At 59.7% G+C, this 26,843-nt stretch carries 24 protein-coding genes; 1 reads left to right on the forward strand and 23 read right to left on the reverse strand.

Annotated features, from left to right (window positions below; all coding sequences use genetic code 11):
* The first annotated feature begins 4 nt into the window (after positions 1–4).
* Entirely contained in the window at positions 5–2,596 is a 2,592-nt protein-coding gene (clpB, locus tag VB144_03220; protein ID MEA4882668.1) for an ATP-dependent chaperone ClpB, read from the forward strand.
* Between the two features lie 271 nt (positions 2,597–2,867).
* Here clpB and gatB read toward each other — a convergent pair whose 3' ends face one another.
* The 23 genes from gatB to alr form a co-directional block, all read right to left on the reverse strand.
* A complete protein-coding gene (gene gatB / locus VB144_03225; protein ID MEA4882669.1) occupies positions 2,868–4,316 on the reverse strand; it encodes an Asp-tRNA(Asn)/Glu-tRNA(Gln) amidotransferase subunit GatB in 1,449 nt (482 codons plus the stop codon).
* Entirely contained in the window at positions 4,313–5,872 is a 1,560-nt protein-coding gene (gene gatA / locus VB144_03230) for an Asp-tRNA(Asn)/Glu-tRNA(Gln) amidotransferase subunit GatA (protein MEA4882670.1), read from the reverse strand. Before gatA ends, gatB begins: the two co-directional genes overlap by 4 nt.
* Positions 5,869–6,177 (reverse strand): Asp-tRNA(Asn)/Glu-tRNA(Gln) amidotransferase subunit GatC, encoded by a 309-nt coding sequence (gene gatC / locus VB144_03235; protein ID MEA4882671.1) that lies wholly within the window; start codon positions 6,175–6,177, stop codon positions 5,869–5,871. The genes gatA and gatC overlap by 4 nt, the downstream gene beginning before the upstream one ends.
* Before the next feature lies 1 nt (position 6,178).
* Positions 6,179–8,215, reverse strand: a complete 2,037-nt coding sequence (gene ligA / locus VB144_03240) for an NAD-dependent DNA ligase LigA (GenBank protein ID MEA4882672.1) — start codon at positions 8,213–8,215, stop codon at positions 6,179–6,181.
* 9 nt (positions 8,216–8,224) lie between these two features.
* Positions 8,225–10,525: a DNA helicase PcrA gene (gene pcrA, locus VB144_03245; GenBank protein MEA4882673.1), complete on the reverse strand. Its 2,301-nt coding sequence runs from the start codon at positions 10,523–10,525 to the stop codon at positions 8,225–8,227.
* A gap of 4 nt (positions 10,526–10,529) precedes the next feature.
* Entirely contained in the window at positions 10,530–12,008 is a 1,479-nt protein-coding gene (gene gltX / locus VB144_03250; GenBank protein MEA4882674.1) for a glutamate--tRNA ligase, read from the reverse strand.
* 23 nt (positions 12,009–12,031) lie between these two features.
* Positions 12,032–13,387: a TldD/PmbA family protein gene (locus VB144_03255; GenBank protein MEA4882675.1), complete on the reverse strand. Its 1,356-nt coding sequence runs from the start codon at positions 13,385–13,387 to the stop codon at positions 12,032–12,034.
* On the reverse strand, positions 13,381–14,826 hold the full coding sequence (locus tag VB144_03260) for a TldD/PmbA family protein (GenBank protein MEA4882676.1): 1,446 nt from the start codon (positions 14,824–14,826) through the stop codon (positions 13,381–13,383). The genes VB144_03255 and VB144_03260 overlap by 7 nt, the downstream gene beginning before the upstream one ends.
* A gap of 4 nt (positions 14,827–14,830) precedes the next feature.
* The gene (locus VB144_03265) at positions 14,831–15,742 is read right to left on the reverse strand and encodes a DMT family transporter (GenBank protein ID MEA4882677.1); all 912 of its coding nucleotides are present in this window, start codon (positions 15,740–15,742) and stop codon (positions 14,831–14,833) included.
* A 10-nt stretch (positions 15,743–15,752) separates the two neighbouring features.
* Entirely contained in the window at positions 15,753–17,291 is a 1,539-nt protein-coding gene (gene guaA / locus VB144_03270; protein ID MEA4882678.1) for a glutamine-hydrolyzing GMP synthase, read from the reverse strand.
* 7 nt (positions 17,292–17,298) lie between these two features.
* Positions 17,299–17,850 (reverse strand): hypoxanthine phosphoribosyltransferase, encoded by a 552-nt coding sequence (hpt, locus tag VB144_03275; GenBank protein ID MEA4882679.1) that lies wholly within the window; start codon positions 17,848–17,850, stop codon positions 17,299–17,301.
* A gap of 134 nt (positions 17,851–17,984) precedes the next feature.
* The gene (locus tag VB144_03280) at positions 17,985–18,497 is read right to left on the reverse strand and encodes a 4Fe-4S binding protein (protein ID MEA4882680.1); all 513 of its coding nucleotides are present in this window, start codon (positions 18,495–18,497) and stop codon (positions 17,985–17,987) included.
* Positions 18,490–19,233 (reverse strand): 2-phosphosulfolactate phosphatase, encoded by a 744-nt coding sequence (locus tag VB144_03285; GenBank protein ID MEA4882681.1) that lies wholly within the window; start codon positions 19,231–19,233, stop codon positions 18,490–18,492. Before VB144_03285 ends, VB144_03280 begins: the two co-directional genes overlap by 8 nt.
* A gap of 72 nt (positions 19,234–19,305) precedes the next feature.
* Entirely contained in the window at positions 19,306–20,208 is a 903-nt protein-coding gene (locus tag VB144_03290) for an LCP family protein (protein ID MEA4882682.1), read from the reverse strand.
* Between the two features lie 70 nt (positions 20,209–20,278).
* Entirely contained in the window at positions 20,279–21,328 is a 1,050-nt protein-coding gene (tsaD, locus tag VB144_03295) for a tRNA (adenosine(37)-N6)-threonylcarbamoyltransferase complex transferase subunit TsaD (protein MEA4882683.1), read from the reverse strand.
* Complete coding sequence (gene rimI / locus VB144_03300; protein MEA4882684.1) at positions 21,318–21,845, reverse strand: ribosomal protein S18-alanine N-acetyltransferase; 528 nt, start codon at positions 21,843–21,845, stop codon at positions 21,318–21,320. The genes tsaD and rimI overlap by 11 nt, the downstream gene beginning before the upstream one ends.
* Positions 21,821–22,564 (reverse strand): tRNA (adenosine(37)-N6)-threonylcarbamoyltransferase complex dimerization subunit type 1 TsaB, encoded by a 744-nt coding sequence (gene tsaB, locus VB144_03305; GenBank protein MEA4882685.1) that lies wholly within the window; start codon positions 22,562–22,564, stop codon positions 21,821–21,823. Before tsaB ends, rimI begins: the two co-directional genes overlap by 25 nt.
* Complete coding sequence (tsaE, locus tag VB144_03310; GenBank protein MEA4882686.1) at positions 22,558–23,031, reverse strand: tRNA (adenosine(37)-N6)-threonylcarbamoyltransferase complex ATPase subunit type 1 TsaE; 474 nt, start codon at positions 23,029–23,031, stop codon at positions 22,558–22,560. The genes tsaB and tsaE overlap by 7 nt, the downstream gene beginning before the upstream one ends.
* Positions 23,032–23,108: 77 nt before the next feature.
* Positions 23,109–24,167: an asparaginase gene (locus tag VB144_03315; protein ID MEA4882687.1), complete on the reverse strand. Its 1,059-nt coding sequence runs from the start codon at positions 24,165–24,167 to the stop codon at positions 23,109–23,111.
* A 1-nt stretch (position 24,168) separates the two neighbouring features.
* Positions 24,169–24,894, reverse strand: a complete 726-nt coding sequence (locus tag VB144_03320; protein MEA4882688.1) for a gamma-glutamyl-gamma-aminobutyrate hydrolase family protein — start codon at positions 24,892–24,894, stop codon at positions 24,169–24,171.
* 83 nt (positions 24,895–24,977) lie between these two features.
* Positions 24,978–25,328 carry a type II toxin-antitoxin system PemK/MazF family toxin gene (locus VB144_03325; protein MEA4882689.1) on the reverse strand — a complete coding sequence of 117 codons (351 nt, stop codon included), beginning with the start codon at positions 25,326–25,328 and terminating at the stop codon, positions 24,978–24,980.
* 1 nt (position 25,329) lies between these two features.
* Positions 25,330–25,602, reverse strand: a complete 273-nt coding sequence (locus VB144_03330) for a ribbon-helix-helix protein, CopG family (GenBank protein ID MEA4882690.1) — start codon at positions 25,600–25,602, stop codon at positions 25,330–25,332.
* 120 nt (positions 25,603–25,722) lie between these two features.
* On the reverse strand, positions 25,723–26,838 hold the full coding sequence (gene alr / locus VB144_03335) for an alanine racemase (protein MEA4882691.1): 1,116 nt from the start codon (positions 26,836–26,838) through the stop codon (positions 25,723–25,725).
* Between the last annotated feature and the right edge of the window lie 5 nt (positions 26,839–26,843).

Raw genomic sequence — 26,843 nt, forward strand, 5'->3', positions numbered from 1 at the left:
CGTCATGAGATTCGACAAGCTAACCATCAAATCGCAGGAAGCGATAGCAAGGGCGAAGGCGATAGCAGAGGAACGCCAGCATCAGAGCATAGAGGCGCTTCACCTGCTTCTGGCCTTGCTTGAACAGAAGGAGGGCGTGGTTGCACCCGTCCTCGGGAAACTAGGAGCGACCCCAGAGACGATTTCCCGCGAAGTGGAGGACGCCCTGGGCAAGCTGCCTAAGGTGTACGGACAGCAGGCCGGGCAGTATCTGTCGACGAAGTCCGCCACACTCCTCGACGAGGCCGAGGGCGAGGCCAAGAGGCTGAAGGATGAATTCGTAAGCGTGGAGCATATTCTGCTCGCCATTGCCGGAAGCGACGATGAAGCAGGCAGGATCCTCCGCTCGCTCGGAGCTGGAAAAGATGACATATACAAGGCCCTCGTAGACGTGAGGGGAACCCAGAGGATCACCGATCAGAACCCCGAAGAGAAGTACCAGGCTCTGGAGAAGTACACTCGTGATCTCACCGCTCTTGCACGTAAGGGCGCCCTGGATCCGGTGATTGGCCGTGATGATGAAGTGCGCCGCGTGGTCCAGATACTCTCTCGCCGCACCAAGAACAACCCAGTGCTGATCGGAGAGCCGGGAGTCGGAAAGACTGCCATCGTTGAAGGCCTGGCTCAGCGAATCGTTGCGAAGGATGTGCCGGAGAGCCTGAAGGACAAGCGCATCCTCGCACTCGACCTGGGCGGAATGGTGGCCGGGAGCAAGTACCGGGGCGAGTTCGAGGACAGGCTCAAGGCAGTCCTCAAGGAGATTGAAGAGGCGCAGGGCCAGGTTGTCCTGTTCATAGATGAACTCCACACCCTGGTAGGCGCAGGGGCCGCGGAAGGGGCAATCGATGCATCGAACATGCTCAAGCCCGCCCTTGCCCGAGGAGAGCTCAGATGCGTGGGCGCGACAACGATCGACGAATACCGGAAGTACATCGAAAAAGATGCTGCCCTGGAACGCAGGTTCCAGCCGGTCATGGTGAACGAACCATCTGTTGAGGACACCATAGCCATACTGCGGGGGCTCAAAGAGAAGTATGAGGTTCACCATGGCGTGAGAATCAAGGACTCCGCGCTTGTAGCGGCGGCAGTGCTCTCAAACCGCTACATCTCCGATAGGTTCCTGCCTGATAAGGCCATCGACCTGATCGATGAGGCCGCGTCCAAGCTTCGCATGGAGATCGACTCCATGCCCGCGGAGATCGACGAGGTGGAGCGGAGAATCATGCAACTGGAGATCGAGCGGCATGCGCTGGACAAAGAGGACGACGAGGCGGGCCGAGCCAGATTCGCCAAACTCAATTCCGAACTCTCTGAACTGCAGGATAAATCAGGCCAAATGAAGGCTCACTGGCAGAAGGAGAAGGACGCCATCTCCCAAGTCAGAGACATCAAGCGAAAGGCCGAGGAGGCCAGGCTCGAGGAGGAGAACGCTGAACGCGCAGCTGACCTGGGCCGGGCCGCAGAGCTTCGATATGGGGTCCAGCGCACACTTGCGCACGAACTGGAACAAGCCAACTCCGAGCTGGCTTCTCTCCAGGAGGATGGGCGCTATCTCAAGGAAGAGGTCGAGGAGGAAGACATCGCTCAGGCGGTGTCCAAGTGGACTAGGATCCCCATATCTCGGCTGCTCGAGGGGGAAACCCAGAAACTTCTCCACATGGAGGAACTACTCGGGCAGAGGGTGATCGGGCAGGACGAGGCCATCAAGGCAGTGTCGAACGCAGTGAGGCGCGCCCGTTCGGGGCTGTCGGATCCGAATAGGCCGATCGGGTCATTCCTCTTCCTAGGGCCGACAGGAGTTGGAAAGACCGAGCTTGCACGGGCTCTGGCCCAGTTCCTCTTCGATGATGAGCGAGCCATGGTGAGGATCGACATGTCGGAGTACCAGGAGAGGCACACCGTTGCACGGCTCATCGGAGCGCCCCCTGGCTATGTAGGCTACGAAGAGGGCGGCCAGCTTACAGAGGCTGTGCGCCGCAGACCATACACAGTCATACTACTCGATGAGATCGAGAAGGCACATCAGGAAGTGTTCAACGTGATGCTGCAGTTGCTCGACGATGGGCGACTCACCGACGGGCATGGTCGAACTGTTGACTTCCGCAACACGGTAGTGATCATGACCTCCAACCTGGGAAGCCAGTACATCACCGAGCACTTCGGCCCCCAGGATGAAGCCGCATTGAAGCAGATGGTCACGGAGGTTCTGAAGCAGACCTTCAGGCCCGAGTTCCTGAATCGAATCGATGAGATACTGATCTTCAACCGCCTCGGAGCGGATGAGATTGCGAAGATCGTCCAGATCCAGCTGGAGCTGGTCCGAGGCAGGCTCGCCGACAAGGGATTCTCGATCACCTGGACCCCTGAAGTCCGCGATTTCCTCGCGAAAGCCGGGTTCGACCCAGTGTACGGCGCGAGGCCCCTCAAGCGAGCGATCCAGAAAGAGCTGGAGAACGCCATGGCGCTCGAGATACTCCAGGGCAAGTTCAAACAGGGCGACACGATCAAGGTAGACGCGTCAACTGATGGAGAGTCACTCCTGTTCACCACAGCGTAACGGGCGGGCCAGCGTCGACGAGCTGGACCGGTTGATTGAGAAGGCGCGAGGCGGCGGCCTCGCGCCTTCATCTGATCCATTAGCCGTCTGGCGTCATAGAGGTCTTCAACGCCTGTCACCCTGACGGCATGCCCCTCTACTTCTACCGTAAGCACTCGGTCGGGAGACCCTGGCCAGGCCATCGAGATTGATCCCCCGTCCACTGTCCATGGCCGCCATCTCCCCTCTGCCTGTCCCGACCGCGCTGTGCTTGCGAGCGACACGGCAATCCCTAGTGAGAAAGCTTCTCCTTGAGTATCCTGTTGACCTCGCCGGGGTTGGCCCGTCCTCGGGTCTCCTTCATCACCTGCCCCACCAGGAAGGTGATGGCCCTCTCCTTGCCTGCAGCGTAGTCCGCGACAGGGCCAGGGTTCGCCTCCAGCACCCGCGCGATCACCGCCTCAAGCTCCGATGTGTTGCTTATCTGCGAAAGCCCCCGCTCCTCCACCACCTTGGCTGGCGCGGCGCCGCTGTTGAAGGTCTCCTCGAACACCGATTTCGCGATCTTGCCTGATATCATGCCTGACGCTATCATCTTCAGCATCTCGGCGAGGTGCTCCGGCGTGAGCTTCGACGCCGATAGCTCAATCCCAGTCGCGTTCAGCGCCGCCGATACGTCTCCTAGGAGCCACTTTGCTGCCTCGCGCCCGTCTGGGTGCAGCGCCACGGTGGCTTCGAAGAAGCCTGCCAGAGCTGCCGAGTCCGCAATCTGCGCAGCATCACACTGGGGGAGCCCCCATTCGCGCGCATATCGCGCGGCTTTGGCATCTGGGAGCTCAGGCATGTTCCTGCGCATCTCCTCGACCCAGGATCTGTCGATCAAGAGCGGAACAAGGTCAGGCTCTGGGAAGTACCGATAGTCGTGAGCCTCTTCCTTGCTGCGCATGAAGGCGGTCTGCCCCTTTGCGTCGTCCCAATGGCGCGTCTCCCGCGTCACCCTGCCTCCTGCCTCGATCAGCTGGATCTGCCTTGCGGACTCGTACTGGATCGCCCTGTGAACGGCGCGGAAGGATGCTATGTTCTTCAGCTCAACGAGGGTGCCGTACTCCTTGGCGCCGACCGGCATCACTGACACGTTCGCCTCGCATCTCATGGAGCCCTCCTCCATCTTGCAGTCGGACGCGCCCACAGCTAGCAGCACCGACCTCAGTTTGGACAGGTATGCCCTCGCCTCATCGGCCGAACGGATATCCGCCTCCGACACGATCTCCATGAGTCCGATTCCGCATCTGTTGAAATCCATCAGCGATTGCGTAGCGGATATGATGTCATCCCCCGCATGCACTGACTTGCCGGTCTCCTCCTCCAAGTGCACGCGGCGAATCCGAACCCTCTTCGCCTTTCCATCCACGTCGATATCCAGATACCCGTCTCTCCCGATTGGAAGGTCGTATTGAGATATTTGATACGCCTTGGGAAGGTCAGGATAGAAGTAGTTCTTCCTATCGAACTTGCTGTACTCCGCAATAGTGCAGTTCAAGGCGAGCGCGGCGCGCATTGTGTGCTCAAGCGCCTTCTTGTTCAGCACTGGCAGGGCCCCGGGCATCCCCAAGCACACCGGGCAGGTCTGGCTGTTGGGAGGGGCGCCGAACTCCGTTCTGCACCTGCAGAAGACTTTGGATTCGGCAGCCAGTTCCGCATGGACCTCCATGCCTATAACGACCTCGTAGTCCTGGCTCATCTGCCATTCCTCCCCTCTTCCACATCGCCGCATCCACACGCTGCAGGCGGTCTCATGCGCGCCACACCGCACGCTTCCTCAAGCGCCCTCGCAGCGGAAAACAGCGTCTCCTCGTCAAAGAGCCTGCCCACCAGATGAATTCCAACTGGCAGACCATCGGAAAGCCCGCACGGCACGGAGATGGCCGGGACGCCGGTGAGATTCGCCGTGGTCGTGTACACGTCCGCGAGGTACATCGAGAGCGGGTCGTCGAACTTCTCGCCAATCTTGAACGGCAGGAACGGCACAGTAGGCGATACAAGCACATCGCATATCTCGAATGCAGCCTCGAGATCCCTCTTGAGCAACGTACGCGCCTTCATGGCCTTTGCGTAGTACGCCTCGTAGTACCCGGAACTTAACGCATAGGTTCCCAACATGATCCGACGCTTCACTTCGGCGCCGAATCCCTCGCTTCGGCTTCTCTTCATCAGGCTGGTGATATCCTCCGAGCCTGCCGCTCTGTGTCCATACCTCACGCCATCGAATCTCGCCAGATTGGAGCTGGCCTCCGCAGTAGCGACTATGTAGTATGCCGCGAGGGCGTACTCTGCGTGAGGCATTGACACCTGCACAGTCCTCGCGCCCCTGCCTTCCATGGCCGAGATTCCGTCCTCCACAAGCTTCCGAACTCTAGGGTCGAGGCCCGCTCCGAACAGCTCCGTCGGCACCCCGATGGAGAGCCCCTTAATGCCGCGATCCAGCGCACTCGCATAGTTGGGCACAGGCTTCGGCACCGAAGTGGAATCACACCCGTCTAGGCCAGCGAGCACGCCCAGAAGCAGTGCAGCATCTTCCACATCCTTGGCGAGCGGGCCGACCTGGTCCAGAGAAGAGCCGAAGGCCACTACCCCGTACCTCGACACCCGCCCATATGTGGGTTTCACTCCAACGACTCCGCAGAACGATGCAGGCTCTCTCACGGATCCCCCGGTGTCGGTCCCAAGAGCCATGATCGCCTCGCCCGCCGCCACTGCCGCAGCTGAACCGCCGCTGGAACCTCCAGGCACTCTCTGGCAATCCCATGGATTCCGCGTAATGTGGAACGCGGAGTTCTCCGTGGATGAACCCATCGCGAACTCGTCCATGTTGGTTTTCCCAATGATCACTGCGCCCGCATCCCGGAGCTTCTTCACCACGGTGGCGTCGTACGGCGGAACGAAGTTCTCGAGCATACGCGATCCACAGGTCGTGCGAATACCCCTGGTGCATATGTTGTCCTTCATGGCCACCGGGATGCCCAGAATGCCCGGGGCTTGCCCTGTTGCATCGTCTCCGCCCCTGCCAACTCCGCCGCACTGGCCGCCGCACCGGTTGCCTTGTTCCGCGCGAATCCTTGCATCAGCGGCATCTGCCTGTGCAAGAGCCTGCTCCGGCGTGATGGTGAGATATGCCCCGATCTTCTCCTCGACCTTCCCGATCTGGTCGAGCACCGATTCGGTGATCTCCCTTGATGTCACCTCTCCACGGACGAGCATGCCCCGTAGGTCGTGGGCAGTGCGCTCACACAGCCTCATGCTTCTCCCCCCTCGGCCGATTCGACGATCCTGGGCACTCGGAAGAACGCGCCGTCTCTTTCCGGAGCATTCGCCAGCGCTTCTTCCTGAGTGAGGGATGGCCCTACTTCATCTTCGCGGTACACATTCACCATCGGCAGAGCGTGGGCAGTGGGTTGCACTCCCTCGGTTGAAAGCTCACCCAGTTTGTTCACGTAAGCGATGATCACAGAAAGCACCGCTCCCACCTGCTCAAGCTCCTCCTCGTCGAAGCTGAGCCTGGCGAGGTCGGCAACGTGGGCTGTCTGTTCTCTGGTAATTGCCAATTCACTCACCACCATCAGCGGGAATCGCTCCCGCATCTTCAAGCATCTTGAGATAATCCTGCTCAGACATGATCGCGAGGCCCAGCTCTCTCGCCCGCGCGAGTTTGGACCCGGCATCATCCCCGGCCACAACGTAGTCTGTCTTCCGGCTCACACTCGAGCTTACGCGACCCCCGAGGGACTCGGCAGCCGCCTCGGCCTGCTGGCGGGTGAGGCGGGAAAGGGATCCGGTGAAAACGAAGACCTTCCCATCAAAGCTGTCTGCCCTGCTTCGTGTCTGTTCATCCTCATCTCGCATCCTTACACCAGCTGCAGCCAACCTTCCGATTGTCGCCCGGTTCTGATCGGACGAGAAGAACGACACGACACTCGACGCCACCACATCGCCCACCATGGGAATAGCCAGAAGATCCTCGTAGGCAGCGCCCTCAAGCGCATCCATCGAGCGGAAATGGGAGGCCAGGAGCTTCGCGGTGTTCACGCCCACATGGCGTATCCCCAGAGCGAAAACCAGCCGATAGAGTGGGTTCGCTTTGCTCGCCTGTATGGCCGATGCCAGATTCTCGGCGGACTTGCGTCCCATCCTCTCCACCTTGGCTAGCTGATCGACGGCTAGAGAGTATATGTCCGCCACGTCGCTCATCAGCCCGCAAGCAAGGAGGCGCTCCACACCCGATGGACCCAGGCCGTCGATATCCATGGCATCCCTCGATGCGAAGTGGATCATGCCCTCCCGTATCCTAGCCGGGCATGAGATGTTCACACATCTGGTGGCGGCCTCTCCTGCCTCCCTTACCACATCCGCCCCACATTCCGGGCAGGTGAGAGGCATTACGAACTCCCGCTCCTCTCCAGTGCGTTTCTCCAAAAGCACGCGCACAACCTCTGGAATCACGTCCCCGGCACGCTGGATAAGAACCGCATCTCCAATCCGCACATCCTTGGCCCGCACGTAGTCCTCATTGTGCAGTGATGCACGGGAGACCGTCACACCCCCGACACTCACAGGCTCGAACACCGCTGTAGGTGTGAGCACACCTGTCCTTCCCACCTGGATGACGACATCACGGACAATGGTCTGCGCCTGCACGGCCGGGTACTTGTACGCCGTCGCCCACCTCGGCGAGTGGGATGTGAACCCCAGCTCCCTCTGGAGGTCCAACCGATTCAGCTTCACCACGATCCCATCGATCTCATATGGCAGCGTGTTCCGCGCCTCAGCGATCCGGTCGCGGAACCTAAGCACATCGTCGATCCCTCGGCACACACTGATCTCCTTGTTCACCTGGAACCCAAGGGACCTGATCAGTTGAAGAGCCCCCCAGTGGGTGTCGATGAGGTCCACGGCCATTGGAACGTAGTAAAAGAACGCATCGAGCCTTCGCGAGGCGGTCACCTTGGGATCGAATTGCCTCAGAGAGCCCGCGGCAGCGTTCCGCGGATTTGCGAACATGGGCTCTCCGTTCTCCTCCCGTTCCGCGTTGAGCCGTGCAAAATCGGGCTTGCGCATGTATACCTCTCCACGCACCGTGATCGAGCTGGGGGCGTCCGCAGGAAGCACAAGCGGTATGGCCCGAATTGTCCGAAGGTTGGCCGTCACGTTCTCTCCCCGTTCGCCATCGCCCCTGGTAGCACCGACGACAAGCTTGCGGTCACGGTAGGAAAGGGAGATCCCAAGTCCATCGATCTTCGGCTCGGCCACGTACTCAACCTGGTCGAGACCGGTTCCTCGCCTGACCCTTGCATCGAATGAGCGAAGCGAACCCTCATCGAACACGTTGTCGAGGGAGAGCATGGGAATCTCATGGAAGACCGGCTCGAAGCCTGACGCTGCCTCCCCACCCACCCTGCGCGAGGGGGAATTCTCATCGGAAAGCTCCGGGTGAGCCTCCTCTAGGGCGATGAGTTCCCGCATCAGAGCATCGTATTCCGCATCGGTAATCTCCGGATCGTCGAGCACGTAGTAACGACAGTTGTGATGCCGGATGGCCTCTCTGAGCTCCTGCACTTTTCTGGACGGATCGATCAAATCAGTCACCCCCCAGCACTATGCCTTCTGTATCGGTGCGAAGCTCTGGGCGAACTGCTTGATGCCAAGGGGCGCCGGAAAAGCTATGGTGATGACCCAGTCGCCGCCACTGGCAACCACGGAAACAACAACACCGTCGCCGAACCGTGCATGCCTCACCCTATCGCCTGCCGAGTACTCTGCATCCCCGGCAGAGGCAGCAGCGGCTCTCTTGACCACCTCAGTTGCGGTTCCCCTGCGAGCATGGGCCTCGCCCGACGCCGCGTTGCCGAGAGTCCTAATTCCAGCCCTCGATGGGGGCAATCCGCCGGGAACCCCTGCGTATCTCCAGCTGAAGGCGTCCACCAGCAGATCCTCGGGAATCTCCCAGAGAAACCGTGAGGCCTCGTTCTGAGTCGTCGCTCCATATATGCTCCTCTGATTCGCCCGAACAAGGTAAAGCCGGTCCTTCGCTCTGGTGATTCCCACATAGCACAGCCGGCGCTCTTCCTCAAGCGCCTCCGGATCGTAGGCCGACCGCGCCAGGGGAAACAGGTTCTCCTCCATGCCGGCGATGAAGACCACGGGGAATTCCAACCCCTTTGCGGAGTGGAGTGTCATCAGCGTCACGGAATCTCCTGAAAGATCCGCTCTGTCCAGATCGGTGAGGAGCGAGACTTCCTCAAGGAATGCCCCTATGTCGGTGGGGCTCACTACGCGCACGGACCCGATCTCCGCCGCGGCATCGGCTGCAGCAGCAATTGCGGCCTGCCTAGCCTCGAACTCGAGAGTAACCGTTCTGAGTTCCCGGAGGTTCTCGATCCTGCTCTCGCTCTCGATGGTCTTCTCTAGCTCCAGCTCTCTCTGATATCCGGTTTCATCCATAATACGCTGGACCATGTCCGAGACGCTGAGCTGTCCTTTGCAGGATATGAGCTTTTCCATCGTGTCAACGAATTCCTGCATGGCCTTGCGCGCCCGCGCGGATAGCTCTGGCGCTTCGGCGGCCATTGCCACCCCTCCATACAGCGGCAGCCTGTTCCTCGCAGCTATGGCCCGCGTTGCCTCAAGGGTCGTGCCGCCTATTCCCCGCCTGGGAACGTTGATTATCCGTTCTAGGCTGATGGAATCCCCAGGGTTTTCCACCACTCTTAGGTATGCCAGTACGTCCTTGATCTCACGCCGCTCGTAGAACTTCAGTCCACCAACTATCCTGTAGGGGATGCCCCGGTTCAGGAGCACTTCCTCTATGACGCGGGATTGCGCGTTAGTCCGGTACAGCACTGCGAAATCCCTGTAGCCTCGCCTCTCGGCGACTGCCAGTCGCTGTGTCTCATCGGCGATGAACCGCGCCTCTTCCTTCTCGCTCCCGGCCTCGTATATCGCTATCTTCGCCCCCGCTTCCCGCGAGGTCCAGAGGGTCTTCTGCTTCCTTCCTCTGTTGTTGGCGATTACCCTGTTGGCGGCGTCTAGTATAGTGCCTGTAGACCGGTAGTTCTGCTCCAGCTTCACTACACGGGCATTGGGGTAGTCTCGCTCGAAGTCAAGTATGTTTCGGATATCGGCGCCTCGCCACTGGTATATCGACTGGTCGTCATCGCCCACCACGCATATGTTGCAGTGCTTTGCCGAAAGCAGCTTGATCAGCATGTATTGGGCGCGGTTGGTATCCTGGTACTCATCGACCATTATATATCGGAAACGTTCCTGGTGCTTCACCAGGACCTCCGGCCGTTCCCGGTAGAGCCTCACGGTGATCATGATCAGGTCATCGAAGTCCAGCGCATTGTCGCGGGCCAAGGCCTGCTGGTATCCGGCGTACACTCTGCCGATGGTGCGTGTTCTCTCATCCCGTGCGTTCGCCGCGTACTCCTCCGGCCCCACCAGATCGTTCTTGGCTGTGCCTATTGCACTGAGCACAGCCTGGGGCTTGAACATCTCTCCGGATATGTTGAGCTCCTTCAAACAACGCTTGGCCGCAGTAAGCTGGTCCGATTCGTCGAGGATAATGAACGATCTCTTGTATCCCAATGACTCGATCTCATCCCGAAGCACCCTGGCGCAGAACGAGTGGAACGTGGATATCCACACATACATGCCTGGGCGCCCCGCAAGGTCGACCACGCGGTTCTTCATCTCCGATGCCGCCTTGTTGGTGAAGGTCACAGCAAGGATGCTGCCTGGGGCCACTCCCGCCTCTGCAATGAGGTAGGCCACTCTGTGGGTGAGCACCCTGGTCTTCCCGCTGCCGGCGCCGGCCAGAATGAGAAGAGGGCCGTCGGTGTGAACGACGGCCTCCCGCTGAGGCGGGTTCAGCGCTTCAAGCAGGTCTCGGCCCATTCGCCTACTCCTCCATCAGGCTGATTGCCTTGCCAATCCGCGCCATCGCTTTCTCTCGCCCGAGAAGGGCGAGGCTCTCGAACAACGGCGGAGTGACTCGCCGTCCCGTTATGGCGACTCGAACCTGCATGAGGAGATCTCCGGCCTTCCAGGACATGGACTCCGCTGCGCCTCTGAGAGCAGATTCTATGTTCTCGTGTGTCCACTCGCCAACATCCGCCATGGCTGAGGCCGCGGCCCTCAAGGCGTCTGCGATCCTGGCCGGTGGTTCCTTGCTCTTGGTTCCGAACTCCTGCCGCTGCAATTCCACTTCATCAGCGAATAGGAAGCCCAGCATCTCCGGCGCCTCCGTGAGTAAGCCGAGTCTGTCGGTGACCAGAGACACCGCCTGCTCCAACCGGCGCACATCATCCACCTGGCGCCCAGCTTTCTCCATGAACGGGCGCACCCGCGAGGCTAGCTCAGCGACTGTGAGATTCCTTATGTACACCCCGTTGAACCAGTTGAGCTTCTTCATGTCGAAGATGGCGTCCGATTTCGAGAGCGTCTCCACTGAAAAGGCCTCGGTCAGTTCATCCATGCTGAATATCTCCTGCTCAGTGCCTGGATTCCAGCCGAGGAGGGCGAGGAAGTTGATGAGCGCTTCCGGAAGATAGCCCATGTCCCGGAACTCGCCGATGTACACCGCCCCTGCTCGCTTGGAGATCTTCGTTCGGTCGGGGTTGAGCATGAGAGTAAGGTGGCCGAACTCAGGAGGCGTCCATCCCAAGGCTCGGTACACACATAGCTGGTCGAAGGTGTTCGTAAGATGCTCCACTGCCCTGAACACGTGGCTTATCTCCATGTGGTGCTCGTCGATGACCGTGGCGAAGTTGTAGATAGGGCTCCCATCCGACTTAACGATCACGAAATCACCGCGCTCGCCCATATCTTTCCGCTGATGCCCACGGAGGAGATCAACGAACTCGAGAGTCTCCTCTGGCGCAGAGAGCCTTATCACGGGCTTCACGCCGAGAGCCTCATACCTGGCATGGTCGGAAGCGGTCAGGCCGCGGCATTTGCCGGAATAGCGAGGGGGCCTGCCGGCGGCAAGGGCCGCCTTCCGCTCTGCATCCAGCTCCTCCGGAGAGCAGTAACATCGGTACGCCTTTCCCTCTGCGAGGAGCCTGTCCGCAGCCTCCCGGTATGAGTCGGCTCGCTCCATCTGCCGGTAGGGAGCGAATGGGCCACCCACGTCCGGCCCTTCGTCCCATTGGATGCCAAGCCACCTCAGACCCTCTAAGACCCCTTCCTCCGACTCCTTGGTGTTCCTCTTGAGGTCGGTGTCGTCGATCCTGAGGATGAACTTGCCTCCGTACTTCCTCGCGAAGAGCATGTTGTAAAGAGCAGTGCGCGCCGTCCCCACATGGCAGTTGCCAGTGGGAGAGGGCGCTATCCTAACCCTGATGCGGTTTCCGTCTGCCGAATTGCTGTCTGCGGTCATATAGCCTGGTCAGCTCCTCTACGCTACGCGCTAGCCCCTGTGAAGTTGAGTCTACCTGTCTTGATGGCTGGAGCCGAGTAGAGCCCGCCGTCGCCAAGCGCTGGGATCAGCTCCGCTTCCCTGGATATGGCCTGAACACTGCCTAGGATGCCATCCAGTATCGACTCGGTGAACCTGAGGTTCCTCAGGGGCTTCGTGATTCGTCCATTCTCTATGAGGAAAGTGCCGTCCTTCGTCATTCCGGTGATTATGGTCTTGGTTGGGTGGACCGGGTTCACATAGTTGAACCGAGTCACGTACACTCCACGTTCGGTCTCTGCCACCATCTCCTCAACTGAGGAGATGCCTGTGGCCATCGCAAGATGGATGGGATACCCGCCTTTCTCTTCCCCGCCCGGAACAGCATGACCGGTGGATTTCGTGTGCGCCCTGGCCGCTATTGCCCTGTCGAACACCACACCAGCGGCGAGGCCGTTCTGGATCAGTGGCACACGCTTGCGGGGAACGCCTTCAAAGTCGAAGGGCAACGGCGCCATCCTGGGATGACGCCAATCGTCGATAATCGTCACCATCTCAGATGTGACCTTGGCGCCTAGTCGGCCTGAGGCGTAACTCCTGCCTTCGGTGAAGGATAACCCATTCATGCCCATGTATGCTAGCATCTCCATGGCTGTGGACACAGCCGATGGTTCCAGCACCGCCACGAACTCGCCTGGTTCGATTGCCACAGGGTTCATTGACGCAATGCACTTATCGACCGCTCGCGCGCCCAAGGCCTGGAAGTCGAGGTCTCCGACTCGCATCGCTCCCGCTTCCGCATATCCAGAGCCGGCATTCGCCTCGAAGCTCTCCATGACGACCGTGACGAGCGATGCGTCGGTACCCACGTGCCATGCGCAGACTCCCAACGTATTGGCGACGGCGATCTCCCTTACCCTGGTTCGGAGTGCGCCGGAAGCATTCAACTTGTGGGCGTCGGCCTGTCTGATGATTGACTGGACCGCCTCTGCCCGCTCCATCGGGCCGAAGGCGGCAGTCGTCTCGTCGTACCCGTGCGCGTCCTCGTACTGTGCCGGTTCCGCTAGCCCAGGGAAATCCGGATTCGCAGGTTGCACCGAGGCCATCTCCAGAGCGCGCGCGGCTGCATCGGCCAAGGCCTCCGGAGTGAGCTGGTTAGTGGAAGCCCATCCTTCTCTCGTTCCATCTATGGCTCTCACCATGATTGTTACATCATCCACCGACGTATTCTGGTGAATCTCGGAGTTGGCGAACCTCGTGAGAGAATCCCGCTCCGATATAAGCACGATCTCGGTCATGTCGGCGCGGGACGAGGCGAAGGCCTCCTTGATCGATTCGAAAGCTCGCTCCTTCCCTACCATCTTCCCACACCTACTTTCACATTTCTGAACCTGGCTGGGGCAGTGCCGTGTCCAACACGCATGATCTGCAGGGGTTCGCCCTTTCCGCAATTGGGCACTCCCCACAACACCCACTCATCCCGCCCAGCCACGCCGTCGCAGGATCCCCAGAACTCAGGGGTTATTCCCGTATATGTAGGATTCTTCACCATCTCGGCAAGCTCGCCATTGCGGATGCGCCAGCCAATTTCGGCGCCGAATTGGAAGTTCAGTCGCCGGTCGTCGATGCTCCAGCTCCTGATGCCATCCACGAAAACCCCATCCTCAGTTCCACGAATGAGCGATGCCAAGGACTCGCGCCCAGGTTCGAGGCATATGTTCGTCATCCTGATGATGGGCATCCGGTCCCATCCACTCGCCCTCATGGCCCCGTTGCTCGACGTGCCCAGAGCGGCCGCCGTCTCCCTCGACATCAGGTATCCCACGAACAAACCAGAGCGAACCAGGTCGCTTCTGCCGGAGGCAATGCCTTCGTCGTCATATCCGAAAGTCCCGAGGCCGCCTGGAATGGTGGAGTCTGCGTATAGGTTCACGTGTTTGGAGCCATATCTGAACTTGCCAAGCTTCTCTGGCGTGAGAAAGCTAGTGCCCGCGTATGATGCCTCCGTGCCGTACACGCGGTCGAGCTCCACAGGATGCCCGCAGGATTCATGGATCTGCAGTGCCATCTGGTTCGACCCGATGATCAGAGTAGTCTTCATGGATGGGCACTGCTCCGCAGAGAGCAGCGCCTGAGCCTCAGAGCCCACTGCGCCGGCGTGCGCCGGAAGATCGAGGCTCTCGACCCATTCGAACCCAGCTTGGCGCATGTTTCCGTCGAAAGTCCCCGGATAAGACCTGATCTGAACCTCTCCCCCGCCCACTGCCATCGCACTCACGGAGGAAGCTGTTATCACGGAATGCTGAGCTATGAATGATCCTTCGCTGCTCGCGAAGGTCTTCTCTTCGTCTATCGCGCGCATGCCCGCGTTGGCGATCCTCACATCTGCTCCGGAAGCCATGGCCTTAGCGCATGCCTCCCTGAGTATGTCGATCTTCCGCGCCCGCGGGACCGACCACGGGTCCACCACACATGGTGAACTCCACTCAGCCACCACGCGCTCGGCCGGTGCAAGCGCCGCGTCGTGCTTCCTCGCAACCGCACTCGCCCGTGCGATATCTGAAGCCTTACGAGCCACACTCGCGGCCTCGGCCTCGTCCACGCAGCCTGTGGCGGCGAAGCCCCATGCACCGTTCACAATCACTCTCACACCGAGCCCACTGAATGAGCCGCTGGATGCCTGATCCACACAGCCATTGCGCACAGATAGCTGCTCCTCAGCTCCGCGAACTACCCGAACATCCGCGTACGTCGCACCTGCCGCCCGTGCAGCAGAAAGTGCGATCTCAAGTTCTCTCACCGGTTCATGACACCTCCCGTTCTAGCATGCTATCGCCAATCTGACACACGAGTATGCCCGCGAATATCGTCACAGCGCCTGCATACTGCCTGCCCGACATCTGCTCGGCGATGAGTATGCGCGCGAAGATCGCGGCAAACACCGGCTCCAACTGCAGAATGAGCGCCGCCCGAATCGGAGGGGTGTATTTCTGCGCCACAGTCTGCACCAGGTAAGCGAGGGCAGTTCCGCCAGCCCCGAGATAGGCGACCGATAGAACCAGTTCTCTGTTGTATGACAGCACCTCGGTGATGTCCCTCCCAGCGACCAGAGCTGCCAAGAGCGCTGCCCACACCATCTGGGTGAACGAGAGGAGCACCACATCATGCCTAGGAGAGTAATGCGCGAGCATCACAATATGGACCGCAAATGCAAAAGCGCACGCCAGCACCAGAAGGTCTCCGGCGGACGGACGCGCAGAACCAGATAGCGTGAGCATGCCGAGGCCGGCGAGGGCCACCCCCACCCCGGCCGCCTCGTAGCCGTGGACTCTCCTGCGTAGAATGATCCACTGAAGGAGCGGTGTGAACACCACGTGCATCCCTGTGATGAATCCAGCCTTCGATGCGGTGGTAGCGCCGAGGCCGTGTGTTTGAAGTATGAACCCGGAGAAGAGCGGGATGGACAGCAGCAGCCCTGCTCGCCACGTCGCCCAGTTCAGTATTTTCACGCGATTCCAGGCCCCAAGCCCGATCAAGACCGCAGCCAGGGCGAACCTGGCGGCGATGAAGGCCGCCGGGTTTATCCCCTGCACAACAGTTTTGACTATCGCGAAACTCGTGCCCCATATGACGCAGATCCCCACTAGAGACAGATCTGCCATGAGCGACGCGCGGCGCCCGCGCGCCTCGCCATCTGTTCGACGCTCTACCAGCAAGGCCCCCGACCTACTCCCATTCTATAGTGGCCGGGGGTTTGGTTGTGATATCATACACGACTCGGTTCACCCCAGGCACTTCATTCACTATCCGCGTGGATATCCTGTCCAGCACTTCATATGGAAGCCTCGCCCAGTCCGCGGTCATCGCATCCTCGCTGATGACGGCCCGAACTACCGCTGGATACGCATAGGTGCGGAAATCCCCCATCACCCCAACGCTGCGCATGGCTGGCAGGATCGCGAAATACTGCCACAGACCCCTGTTCGCCCCGGAACTCTCTATCTCATCGCGGACGATGGCATCTGCTTCGCGGAGTATGCCGAGCCTCTCGCGGTTCACATCTCCGATGATCCTCACTGCAAGGCCCGGACCTGGGAACGGCTGCCTCTCCACAATCTGCGCTGGCAGGCCGAGCTCCCGACCGATCTGCCGAACCTCATCCTTGAACAGATCGCGAAGGGGCTCAACGAGTTCGAACTTGATATCCTCGGGCAGTCCGCCCACATTGTGATGACTCTTTATCGCAGCCCCCGGACGGCCTGTGGCGGATGCGCTCTCCACTACATCAGAGTACAGAGTGCCCTGGACCAGGAAATGCACGTTCCCTAGCTTCGCAGCCTCATCCTCGAAGACCCGGATGAACTCCTCGCCGATGATCTTCCTCTTGGCTTCAGGGTCCACCACACCACTGAGCCTTCCCAGGAATCGTTCCTGCGCATCAACGACGATGAGGTTCATGTGGAAGTGGCGCTTGAATACATCCTCCACTACCTGGGCCTCTTCCTTGCGCAGAAGCCCGTGGTCTACGAAAACGCAGGTCAGCCTGGCCCCTATCGCCTTCTGGACGAGCAGCGCAGCGACTGAAGAATCCACGCCCCCGGAGAGTGCGCACACTGCTCGCTCATCGCCCACCTGCTTCGCGATATGGGCCACCGACTCCTCTATCACGGATCCTGCGGTCCAGTCCCTGGAGCAGCTGCACGCCTTCATAAGGAAATTCTCCAAAATCCTCTTGCCATGCTCAGTATGGGCGACCTCAGGATGAAACTGCACCCCCCAGATCCTCCGCTCACGGTGCTCAATCGCGGCGACTGGGGTATTTGCGGACCATGCGACCACCCTGAAACCTGCCGGAAGCTCCTCCACCGAGTCGCCGTGACTCATCCATACTCTGGAGGCCGGCGGAACCCCATCGAACAGGAGCGAGTCATCAGTGTGCTCTAGTTCTGTCCGGCCGAACTCCTGCCTGTCGGCCTTGCGGACCTCGCCCCCAAGGGCGCGAGCCACATGCTGCATTCCATAGCAGATTCCGAGGATCGGCACGCCCATGTCAAGGATCTTCGGATCCAGCGATGGTGCGCCTTGCTGGTATACGCTGGCCGGACCGCCTGAGAGTATGATCCCCGATGGCGCCATGCCCCGGACCGCCTCTGCGGAAGCGGAGTAGGGGATGATCTCGCAGTACACATTCGCCTCTCGAACCCTCCTGGCGATCACCTGGGTATATTGGGAGCCGAAATCGACAATAAGGATCTTGGACTTCATAGACTTTCTACTCCTCCGCCTCGCCGTTCCATACGTAATCCTTAGGCACGCCCACGTAGGGCAGATTTCGGTATATCTCCTGATAATCCAGTCCATAGCCCACAACGAATTCATCGGGTATAACGAACCCGTTGTAGTCGGAGGATATATCGGCCTCGCGCCGGTCGGGCTTGTCCAGAAGCGTGCACACCTTCACGGATGCAGGTTTCCGGTTCCGGAGGCTCGCCGCCAGATAGCTCAAGGTGAGCCCTGAGTCGACTATGTCCTCCACTATCAGAATGTGCTTGCCCTCAACCGACGCATCGAGGTCCTTGATTATCCTCACCACTCCTGACGACCGAGTTGCAGCGCCATAGCTCGTTACGGCCATGAAATCGATGCCCACGGGAATCGTGATGGAACGCATCAGGTCCGACATGAAAACGAGCGCACCCTTGAGGATGCACACCAAGAGCAGGTCTTTGCCCTCATAGTCTCGCGATATCTCCGCGCCAAGCTCGGCGACGCGCGCCCTAAGCTGCTCTGGCGAGAAGAGTACCTCCTTGATGTCGTCTGCCACATGAGCCGAGAATCTCCCGGCCATTCTATAGGGCCCCCTTCAACCTATCGGGCCGGTCCGACCGCGAGTGCGGACCGGCCCGCGCAGGCCAATGGATTGTGATCAGCTCACCTAGTCTACCCAGTCGGCAATGGTCACCAGGACATGGCGATTCCGCGCGCCTCATGCACAAGCCTCTTTGGCACTGAGATGGTGACAACTGCAGTTTTGTTGCCGACCTTGGGCTGCTTGACGTCTACTACCGTCGCGTCGCAGATCTCCCGACCCTGCCGGTCAGTGGCGCGGACTCGTGCTCCTTTGAGGGGAACTGGGATGTACTCGAACGGAATGGTCACCTTGCCCTCGTCGCCGGAACCCGATGAATCCTCGATGAATATGGCGAGCCCAGGGCAGGCAGCGACGCATACTCCGCATCCGCGGCATTCTGCTTCGTCGAGCCGTGGCAGCCTGGTTATGGGATCTCCGACTGATATTGCGCCGAATGGGCATCCGGTCTCACATGGATTGCACGGAATCTCCTGCAGACACTCGATCACTGCCACAGCTCCGGAGGCCATGCGATCAGCGCTGGGACACCCCTCTGAGGCCTCGACATCCTCCCATTTCACAACACCGTCGCGTTCGACGTCCTTCAACAAGTCACTCACCCCTCTGGGCCTGCAGAGCCCTTCTGATCACCCTTCGGTCGTATACCTTAGGCACCACGCTCATCACAGAGCGCTGAGAACAGTAGGTCACATCCTGCTCGAACCCTATCCCCGCAAGGTAAGCTCCGTGTTCTGAACGGAACAGCTCGGTTTCAATCGACGCCTCGCACCGCTCATACAGAATCGACGCCGCCCGCGCCGCATCGGAAACGTCCGCCCCCAGTTCCCTCCCAAACCTGGATGCGAGGAGACCCGCGCAGATCGTGTCCTCCATGCAAAACCTGCCATCCTGGCCGGAGCAGACGATCAGCACGTCGGAATCGGGACAAGCAGCACAGGCGTCAAAAACGGCATCTGCATTCAGGAAGCATGCCGTGAATATCTCGCGTGCGCCGGAGTACTCCTTAATCGCGCGCGTGCCGTTCGTGGTTGTGATGATGACTTTGCGCCCTGCCACCTTCTCGGGCGTGTACTCCTGTGGAGAGTTGCCAAGGTCAAACCCCTCAACGGCAACACCGCGGCGTTCACCCCCGAGAACATAGTCGGGCCTTGCATAGCCCCGCGCGATCTTGATGGCTTCCTCGATGCTCTCGGTGGGTATGACTTCCTCACACCCGTTGGCAAGCGCAGTGGAAATGGTGGAAGTGGCCCGAAGAACATCCACCACCACTACTAGCAGGCGGGCGAGATCCTTCGGGATTGACTCGCTAGAAAACAAGGAAACGTCGACTCGCATTACGGCTCCCCTTTCAGAAGATCTCCCCGGCCCGCCTACGCATTATCGTACGCGGCCGCCCACGAAAGCCCATCATTTCGCCGATTTGCTCATGATCGAATTGACCATGGCCTCGATGCCTTCCCGGTCAGGCTCCCAGTAGGCTCCCTTGAAACGCCCGGGAAGGGTCGCTGAGTCGACCGCTGTGGAATCGAGTGAGCGAAAACGCCACCCGACTGCGGTCATCTCCTCCGTGGTGAGATCAGTGCGTGTATACTCCTGCAGCACTTTCAGAATAGTGCGGTAAGATCGAACCCCGTCCCAGGTTGCGAGTTCCTTCAGAATGGCCTTCAGGAACTGCTGCTGCCTGCCGGCGCGGGAGATGTCGCCTAGGGCGTCGTGGCGGAATCTCACGTACTTCAGTGCGGTTTCGCCATCCATGTGGTATACGCCGGGCTTGAGGTCGAGATCATAGCCGCCGGCCTTGTCTTCGTAATTCATGCGCTTGTCGACCGCGATCTCCACGCCGCCCATCGCATCAACCACCTCGATGAAGCTCTGGAAGTCGATAGCCATGTAGCGATGGACCGGGAGGCCCACCAGATCGGATACGCACGAACGGGCGAGTTCAATTCCGCCTGTCACAATCGACGCATTGATCCGATGCACTCCCCCGCTTGGAAATCTCACCAGCGTGTCTCTGGGGATGGATACCAGCGTGGCCCCTGTTCCGTCTCTGGGAACCACCATCAACATGATTGCATCCATCCGTCCGGCAGTGGACACGGCTGCGCCGCTTCTGGTGTAGTTCTTGTCCTCCCCTATCAGCAGGATGTTGAATGATGATCCCGTAACGGGGAACCGGGTGTAACGAAGCAGGAGATAGCAACCTACTCCCACAATGCCTGCTGCTATCGCCAGGACCACAAGCAAGGCGATGAACCATCGCGAACCGGACTTCCTGCGTTCTCTTCTCCGAATCGACTCCTTAGGCATCTCCACTACTCCCCGGGCTCACGGCCCAGATCTACTCGATTTAGTTCGACAGCAGATTCGTGTATCCTCCCTAACTGCGGGGCTCCGCATTGCCCTGCGGAGAGCCGAGTTTGGCGCCGGGAACCGCGTTCGCTGATAGTGACGACACATCTCCCCTGATCAGCCTGTAGTACCCGGCAGACGCGATCATGGCTGCGTTGTCTGTGCACAGCTCCAAGGGCGGGAAGACCACGTTGATCCCATGCTTCGACGCCAGGTCGTTCAAAGCTGATCTCAGAGCCGCATTCGCCGACACGCCTCCTGATACTGCCAGCGTACGCATCCCGGTCATAGCAACAGCAGGCACTATCTTCGACACAAGATGGGAAATGGCCGCACGCTGGAACCCTGCGGCCACATCAGCAAGGTTCACATCCTCGCCACGCTGCACACCGCTGTGGAGATAGTTGATCACCGCAGTCTTGAGCCCACTGAAGCTGAAATCGAACGGACTCCCGTGAACCTGCGGAAGTGTAAACGGGATCGCTTCGGGATCACCCTCCCGCGCCAGTTTCTCCAGCTCCGGCCCTCCGGGGTACGGCAGTCCCATGACTCTGGCCACCTTATCGAAGGTCTCGCCCGCAGCATCGTCTCTGGTGCGCCCGAGTGTCTCATAGGCGCCGTGCGCCCGCATGGCGATAAGCTGCGTATGCCCACCTGACACTGTAAGGCACAGAATCGGCGGCTCAAGCCCTGGGTGAGCCAGGAAGTTCGCGTATATGTGACCTTCGATATGATTCACGCACACCAATGGTGCACCAATGGAATACGCGATCCCTTTGGCAGCCGAGAGCCCTACAAGAAGGGCCCCTACAAGCCCTGGCCCACTGGTGACCGCCACCGCGCCCGTCTGCGCAAGGCCGATCCCCGCGCGCTCAAGGGCCTGTTCAATCACGGGGATCACCGCTTCCACGTGCCGCCTGGATGCGATCTCAGGCACCACTCCTCCAAATCTCCTATGCACCTCCACCTGAGAGGAGATCACGCATGAAAGGAGTTCCCGGCCGCCTCTCACCAGCGCAGCGGAGGTTTCATCGCAGCTAGTCTCGATACCCAGAACGAGTGCCTCGTCACGAGCCAAGCCGAACCCTCCCCACATCAGCACAGCTTGAATCGGTCTGGCAATGGCCCGCTGCCTGGAGCGCGATGGGGAGATCGTCGAGCCACATCACCATGGCATCCTCCAGGTTATCAAGGTAGTACCTTGGTCGTATTCCCGTAGAAACGAAGCCGAGCTTCTCATAGAGGGCCTGAGCAGAAGCATTTGACGCCCTCACCTCCAGCGTCATGCGAACGATGCCGCGTCGCGCAGCCATTGACATGAGAGAAAGCATAATGGCCATTCCCACGCCGCGCCTGCGGAAATCGGGGTGCACTGCGACATTCGTGACGTGCGCTTCCTCGAATATGAGCCACATTCCGCCGTAACCCTGAGCCTCCCCGTCCGTCCCTCTCAGAACAACATACACGGCTCGATCGTTTCGCGTGAGCTCATCGATGAACGCGTCACTGCTCCATGGGCTGCTGAAGGAAAGCCGTTCGATCTCGGCCACTCTATCCACATCAGCGATGGTCATAAGCTCCGCTGTTGGCCGCATGGGCGCTTTCCTCCCTGCCTCTGCTTGATCTCAGCCTCTGAGGCTCGCAGATACATCGGCGCCAAGTGACGTGGGTCCTGCCCGAGCCCTGATAACAGCAGGTGACGGCCGAGCAACCCGACCTGGGCAGGCCTGAGAATCGCGAAAGCCGGCGGCGGCGCCGAACCACGATCCCCCATGGCGGACAGGATAGAGTCACCGTACGCAATGGCCCCGTCGCCCACAAAGAGCAGCCGATCACCGTCGTGCGCCATCGCCCGCGCGGCATCCACAACCGAGGACACGTCCATGATAGCATAGTCGCTGATCTGTTCGGCAACGCCCCACGGCGTGAGTGGCCTGAACGACGCAGAGTAGCACCGTTCATGCCTGGCGTCAATCAGCGACCAGATGGCGGAGCACCCGCCTCCGCGTCCGTATGCCAGAGCATCGAGGGCGGACACTCCCGCCATCGGAACCCCAAGTGCATATGCCATTCCCTTGGCGGCCGACACGCCGATGCGAACTCCAGTGAAGGATCCAGGGCCGATGCCGCAGGCTATGGCGCCAATATCCCGGGGGACAATGCCTGCTCCGGATATGACCGATTCCACACAGGACATGAGCCTCTCGGAATGAGCGACACTCACATTCATTATCTGTTCAGCGACGAGGATATCGTCATCAAGCAGCGCGACGCCTCCGACCATAGTCGAAGTGTCTATGGCAAGAGTCAGCAAGACTGCATCTCCTCCAAGATACGCCTGTATCTACCGCCCTGAGGCCGAAACACTAGTACACGCGAGTCATCATCCGGGCCAGGCTCTATTCGAATCGAGAGATGATCGTACCCTTCCAACAGCCCATATGCTTCAGGCCACTCCACGACAGCGACCCCGTTCCCGCCGAAATACTCGTCGAGCCCCGCGTTCTCCACATCCTCGGCCGACGAAAGCCTGTACAGGTCCAGATGGTACACAGGCACTCGGCCCCTGTACTCCTGCGCCAGCACAAATGTGGGGCTCGATACCTCGGATGGGTCAACGCCAAGTCCAGAGGATATTCCTCTGGCAAGGCACGTTTTGCCAGCCCCAAGACGACCGGCGAGGCACAGAATGTCGCCAGCGTCGAGAAGCCTGCCAAGTCCGCATCCTATGGCGGCGGTCTCAGCAGGCGAATGCGATACGATCCGCATTTCCGCGCTCATCTACAGGCACCACCATTAGCCCGACATGTCGCCCACACTGAGGCGCCACTGGCACTCACACAGCATAACGTCGTAGATTATACTTCGCCGCAGCCAACCTGACAACCCGTTAAGGCGCCAGAGAACTCGTGCAGATAGAAACAGGCACTCATCCTTCCCACAGCGTCGCCTCTGTGATTCTGGATCGGACGCTCAACCGCGGTATCCGGCGCCGTCAGCATCTTTTCGTCTGCGGCCCCGATCTCCCGAAGAACCTCCATCACAGCTGTGGGAAGCGCTCTTGCCCCGCCATCCTCGATTTTCACAGCCACGCCGATCCCGAGTTCAGGCAGACCGAGGCAGAACAGGCCTTCCGCGCCTCCCTTGGCAAAGATCCTCCCATTCGCGCCTCGCATCAACTTGGACCCAAAATCCTGAGTGCCGCCAATCATGTTCGGATACCGGAGCATGGCCTCAACCACGAGGCGCGCAGGCTCGCGATATATAGCCGGCAAGCTGCTTGGCCTCGACATTCTGGCATAAGCGTACGCCATATTGGCTATCGGCATCCCGAACACAACTACCCCGCACCCGTCTACACCCCGTATGACGCGCTCCTTGCGGAGACCACACACTTGGGAAACGGCCTCCCACATGTCGACCTGCACTGGATGGTCACGCTGGAAGTAGCCATCGGTCGGATATCCCTTGTGGACAGCATAGGCCAGCATTCCCGCGTGCTTCCCCGAGCAGTTGTTGAACACCGGGGATAGGGAAATCCCATCTCGGATGATTCTCGCCGCCTGCTGAGAGTTGATCGGCTGATGGCTCCCGCACCTCAGGTCCGATTCGGAAAGCCCGATCTTGGCCAGGATGCTGGCAACTGCAGCGATGTGCATGTCCTCACCGTGATGGGATGCTGACATTGCAGCCACTTCCTCAGTGGTTATCCCGAACCTCTCCACCGCGCCTGATTGGATGATCGGGAGGACCTGAAGCGGCTTGGCTGACGACCTAAAGTAGGTGACATACAGCGGATCGCCCGCGTGGTGCAGTATCCTTCCGGAGGAATCCACCACAGCAACATGCCCTCTGTGTATACTCTCCACCAGCTCGCCTCTATACAGCGAAACAAGAGTCTCGGATGGAATGCCCATTCTACCACATCCCTTGTGCAGCTCTGACAAATTCGCTGAACAATTTCAAAAACTCCGGATGTCTCTCCACGAGGCTCTCCGGATGCCACTGAACCCCGATAACGAAATGGGCCCCGGGCTTCTCGATGGCTTCCACGATTCCATCATCCGCCCAGGCCGTAACCTCAAAGCCCGGCGCGACCGGCTGGACCGCCTGGTGATGGAAGCTGTTCACCCACACCACGCCTTCGCCGAGGATCCGCGAAAGCGCAGATCCGGGTTCCACTGACACCGAGTGCGTGGGATGCCATCTGGGGGCGGAGATGGCGTGTGCATGGGCGCCCTGGCAGGACGACTGGATATCCTGGATCAGGCCGCCGCCTGCCGCCACATTCAGGACCTGCATCCCACGGCAAATGGCAAGGATGGGAAGCCCAATAGACAGAGCAGCAGACGCGAGCGCGATCTCAAACTCATCACGAACAGGACTGATGGACCCAAGCGACGGGTGGGGAGACTGGCCGAAGAGACGCGGATTCAGATCCGCTCCACCTGTTAGAACCAGACCGCCTGCGACCTCGCATGTGCGCATCGCCGCCTCCTTTGGATCCGCGCAATCGAGAACCGGCGGAGCGATTAGAGGAAGCCCTCCAGCTCTATGAATCGCCTTGACGTAATCAGCGCCGAGCATGCATCTTTCCTTAGGCTCTGCCTCGAAATCAGCAGACACGACACAGACTGGCCTCAACTTCGTATCACCTCTGTGCGCAGTGATCCAGACCCTCTGGCAGTGCAATGAATAGTGGTTCAGTGCAGCCCGGCACGGCCCGGTCAGATCTCGATGAGCCCGAGGCTGATCTCAACTGCCCTCACAACTCGCTTCATCGTCTCATCATCCAACCTGCATATTCTGTCGCGGAGCCTGGCCTTATCAATAGTGCGTAGCTGCTCCATGAGTATCACTGAATCGACTGTGAGCGCACCCTCTCCTGCAGGCAGTTCCACATGGGTGGGCAGTTTTGCCCTCTTGATCCGGGAGGTGACCGCAGCAACAATGGTGGTTGGGCTGTAGTAGTTTCCAATGTCATTCTGGAGTATGAGAACTGGACGTATTCCTCCCTGCTCTGAGCCGATCACAGGGTTGAGGTCCGCATAGAACACATCGCCACGCTTCACGTCCAACCTAGTCACCTGCCAGGAACCGCTCATAGCCCGCAAATGCCTCTTCCTCGGCAACCGCGCATTCGCGCGCGGCATCGATGTTAACAGACGCCATCCTGAGATATCCGTCTCTCAGCTGCTCGCGGAGCTCCGCTCTGGCGTGCTCTTTCAGGTACATCCGCATCGCCTCGCGCACCACCTCACTTCGGTTGCGTCCTTCCTTCCTCACGAACAGGTCAACCTCATCCAAGAGGCCTGATGGAACGCTGACTATGATCTTGCGTAGTTCAGCCATGGCCCATCCCCCCGCGCGAGTCATGCTCGATGATATATACTCGTATGTACTCAGATTATATATGCGCGCCATTGTCACTGTCAACTAGAGGAGCTGCTGGCTGCGCCTGGATGTATTTCCTCACTGCTGCTCCTGCTCCCGACCGCCAACGTACACCCTTGGCACGCGCTTGCTAATCCCGCACACTACCTCATATCCGATGCTTCCTGTCCACCTTGCCAGATCTTCAGCGTAGATCGTATCATCGCCCTGGCAACCCATGAGAATGACCTCGTCGCCGACCTCCACATGAGCGTCAAGGGGCAGCGAGATCATAATCTGGTCCATGCAGACCTTTCCCACCACATGGCGCCTCTCCCCGTTCAACAGGACCTCGGCCTTGCCGGAGAGAGACCTCGAGTAGCCATCGGCGTAGCCCACCGGGAGAGTGGCAATGACCTCCGGGCCGCGGGAAACGTAGGCAGCGCCGTAGCTGACAGTGGTGTTCGCAGGCACGGCCTTCACATACGCCACCCTTGTATGGAAAGACATCGCTTGCGCCCACTCCGGTCCTGGCGGTGTGGCGCCAGTGGGCGAAAGCCCGTACAGCGCAGCGCCCACTCGAACCATGTCGAGCGCGGATTCCGGCACGGCCAGAGCGGCAGCGCTGTTGGCGGCATGCCTCAGTGGAATGGAATAGCCCTGAGCCCTCAGGCTCTCCGTGAGGTCGTGAAACTGCTCAAGCTGCCGGAGAGTCATGGCCTGATTACACTCGGCACACGCAAGATGTGTGAAGATGCCCTCGATGTCGATGCCTGGAAGGCGCGAGGCCCGGCGCACCAGGCCTGGGATATCGGCTGGCGTAAGCCCTATCCTGCCCATTCCCGTGTCAACCTTGATGTGAACTCTCGCCCTGCGCCCAGAGGCTACTGCTGCATCCGACAGGCACTCGGCCGACTCGACGGATGCGACCGTCGCGGTGAGTCCGAACCTGACCAGATCAGGCGCTTGCCAGGGAAAGAACGCACCCATGAAGAGAATCGGGGCTGCGATCCCGGCTCTCCGAAGCGCTACTCCCTCTTCAAGCAGTGCCACGCCTAGGAACGACGCGCCCTGTTCCAGGGATATCATGGCGACTGGCGCGGCGCCATGCCCGTAGGCGTCCGCCTTAACAACCGCCATGATATGTGTTCCCGATGGAACCGCCGCCTTCACGCGCTTGAGGTTGTTCGCGATATTCGTGGTGTTAATCTCCACCCACG

Source organism: Clostridia bacterium, assembly GCA_034926675.1.
Taxonomy (GTDB): Bacteria; Bacillota; DTU025; order DTU025; family DTU025; genus JAYFQW01.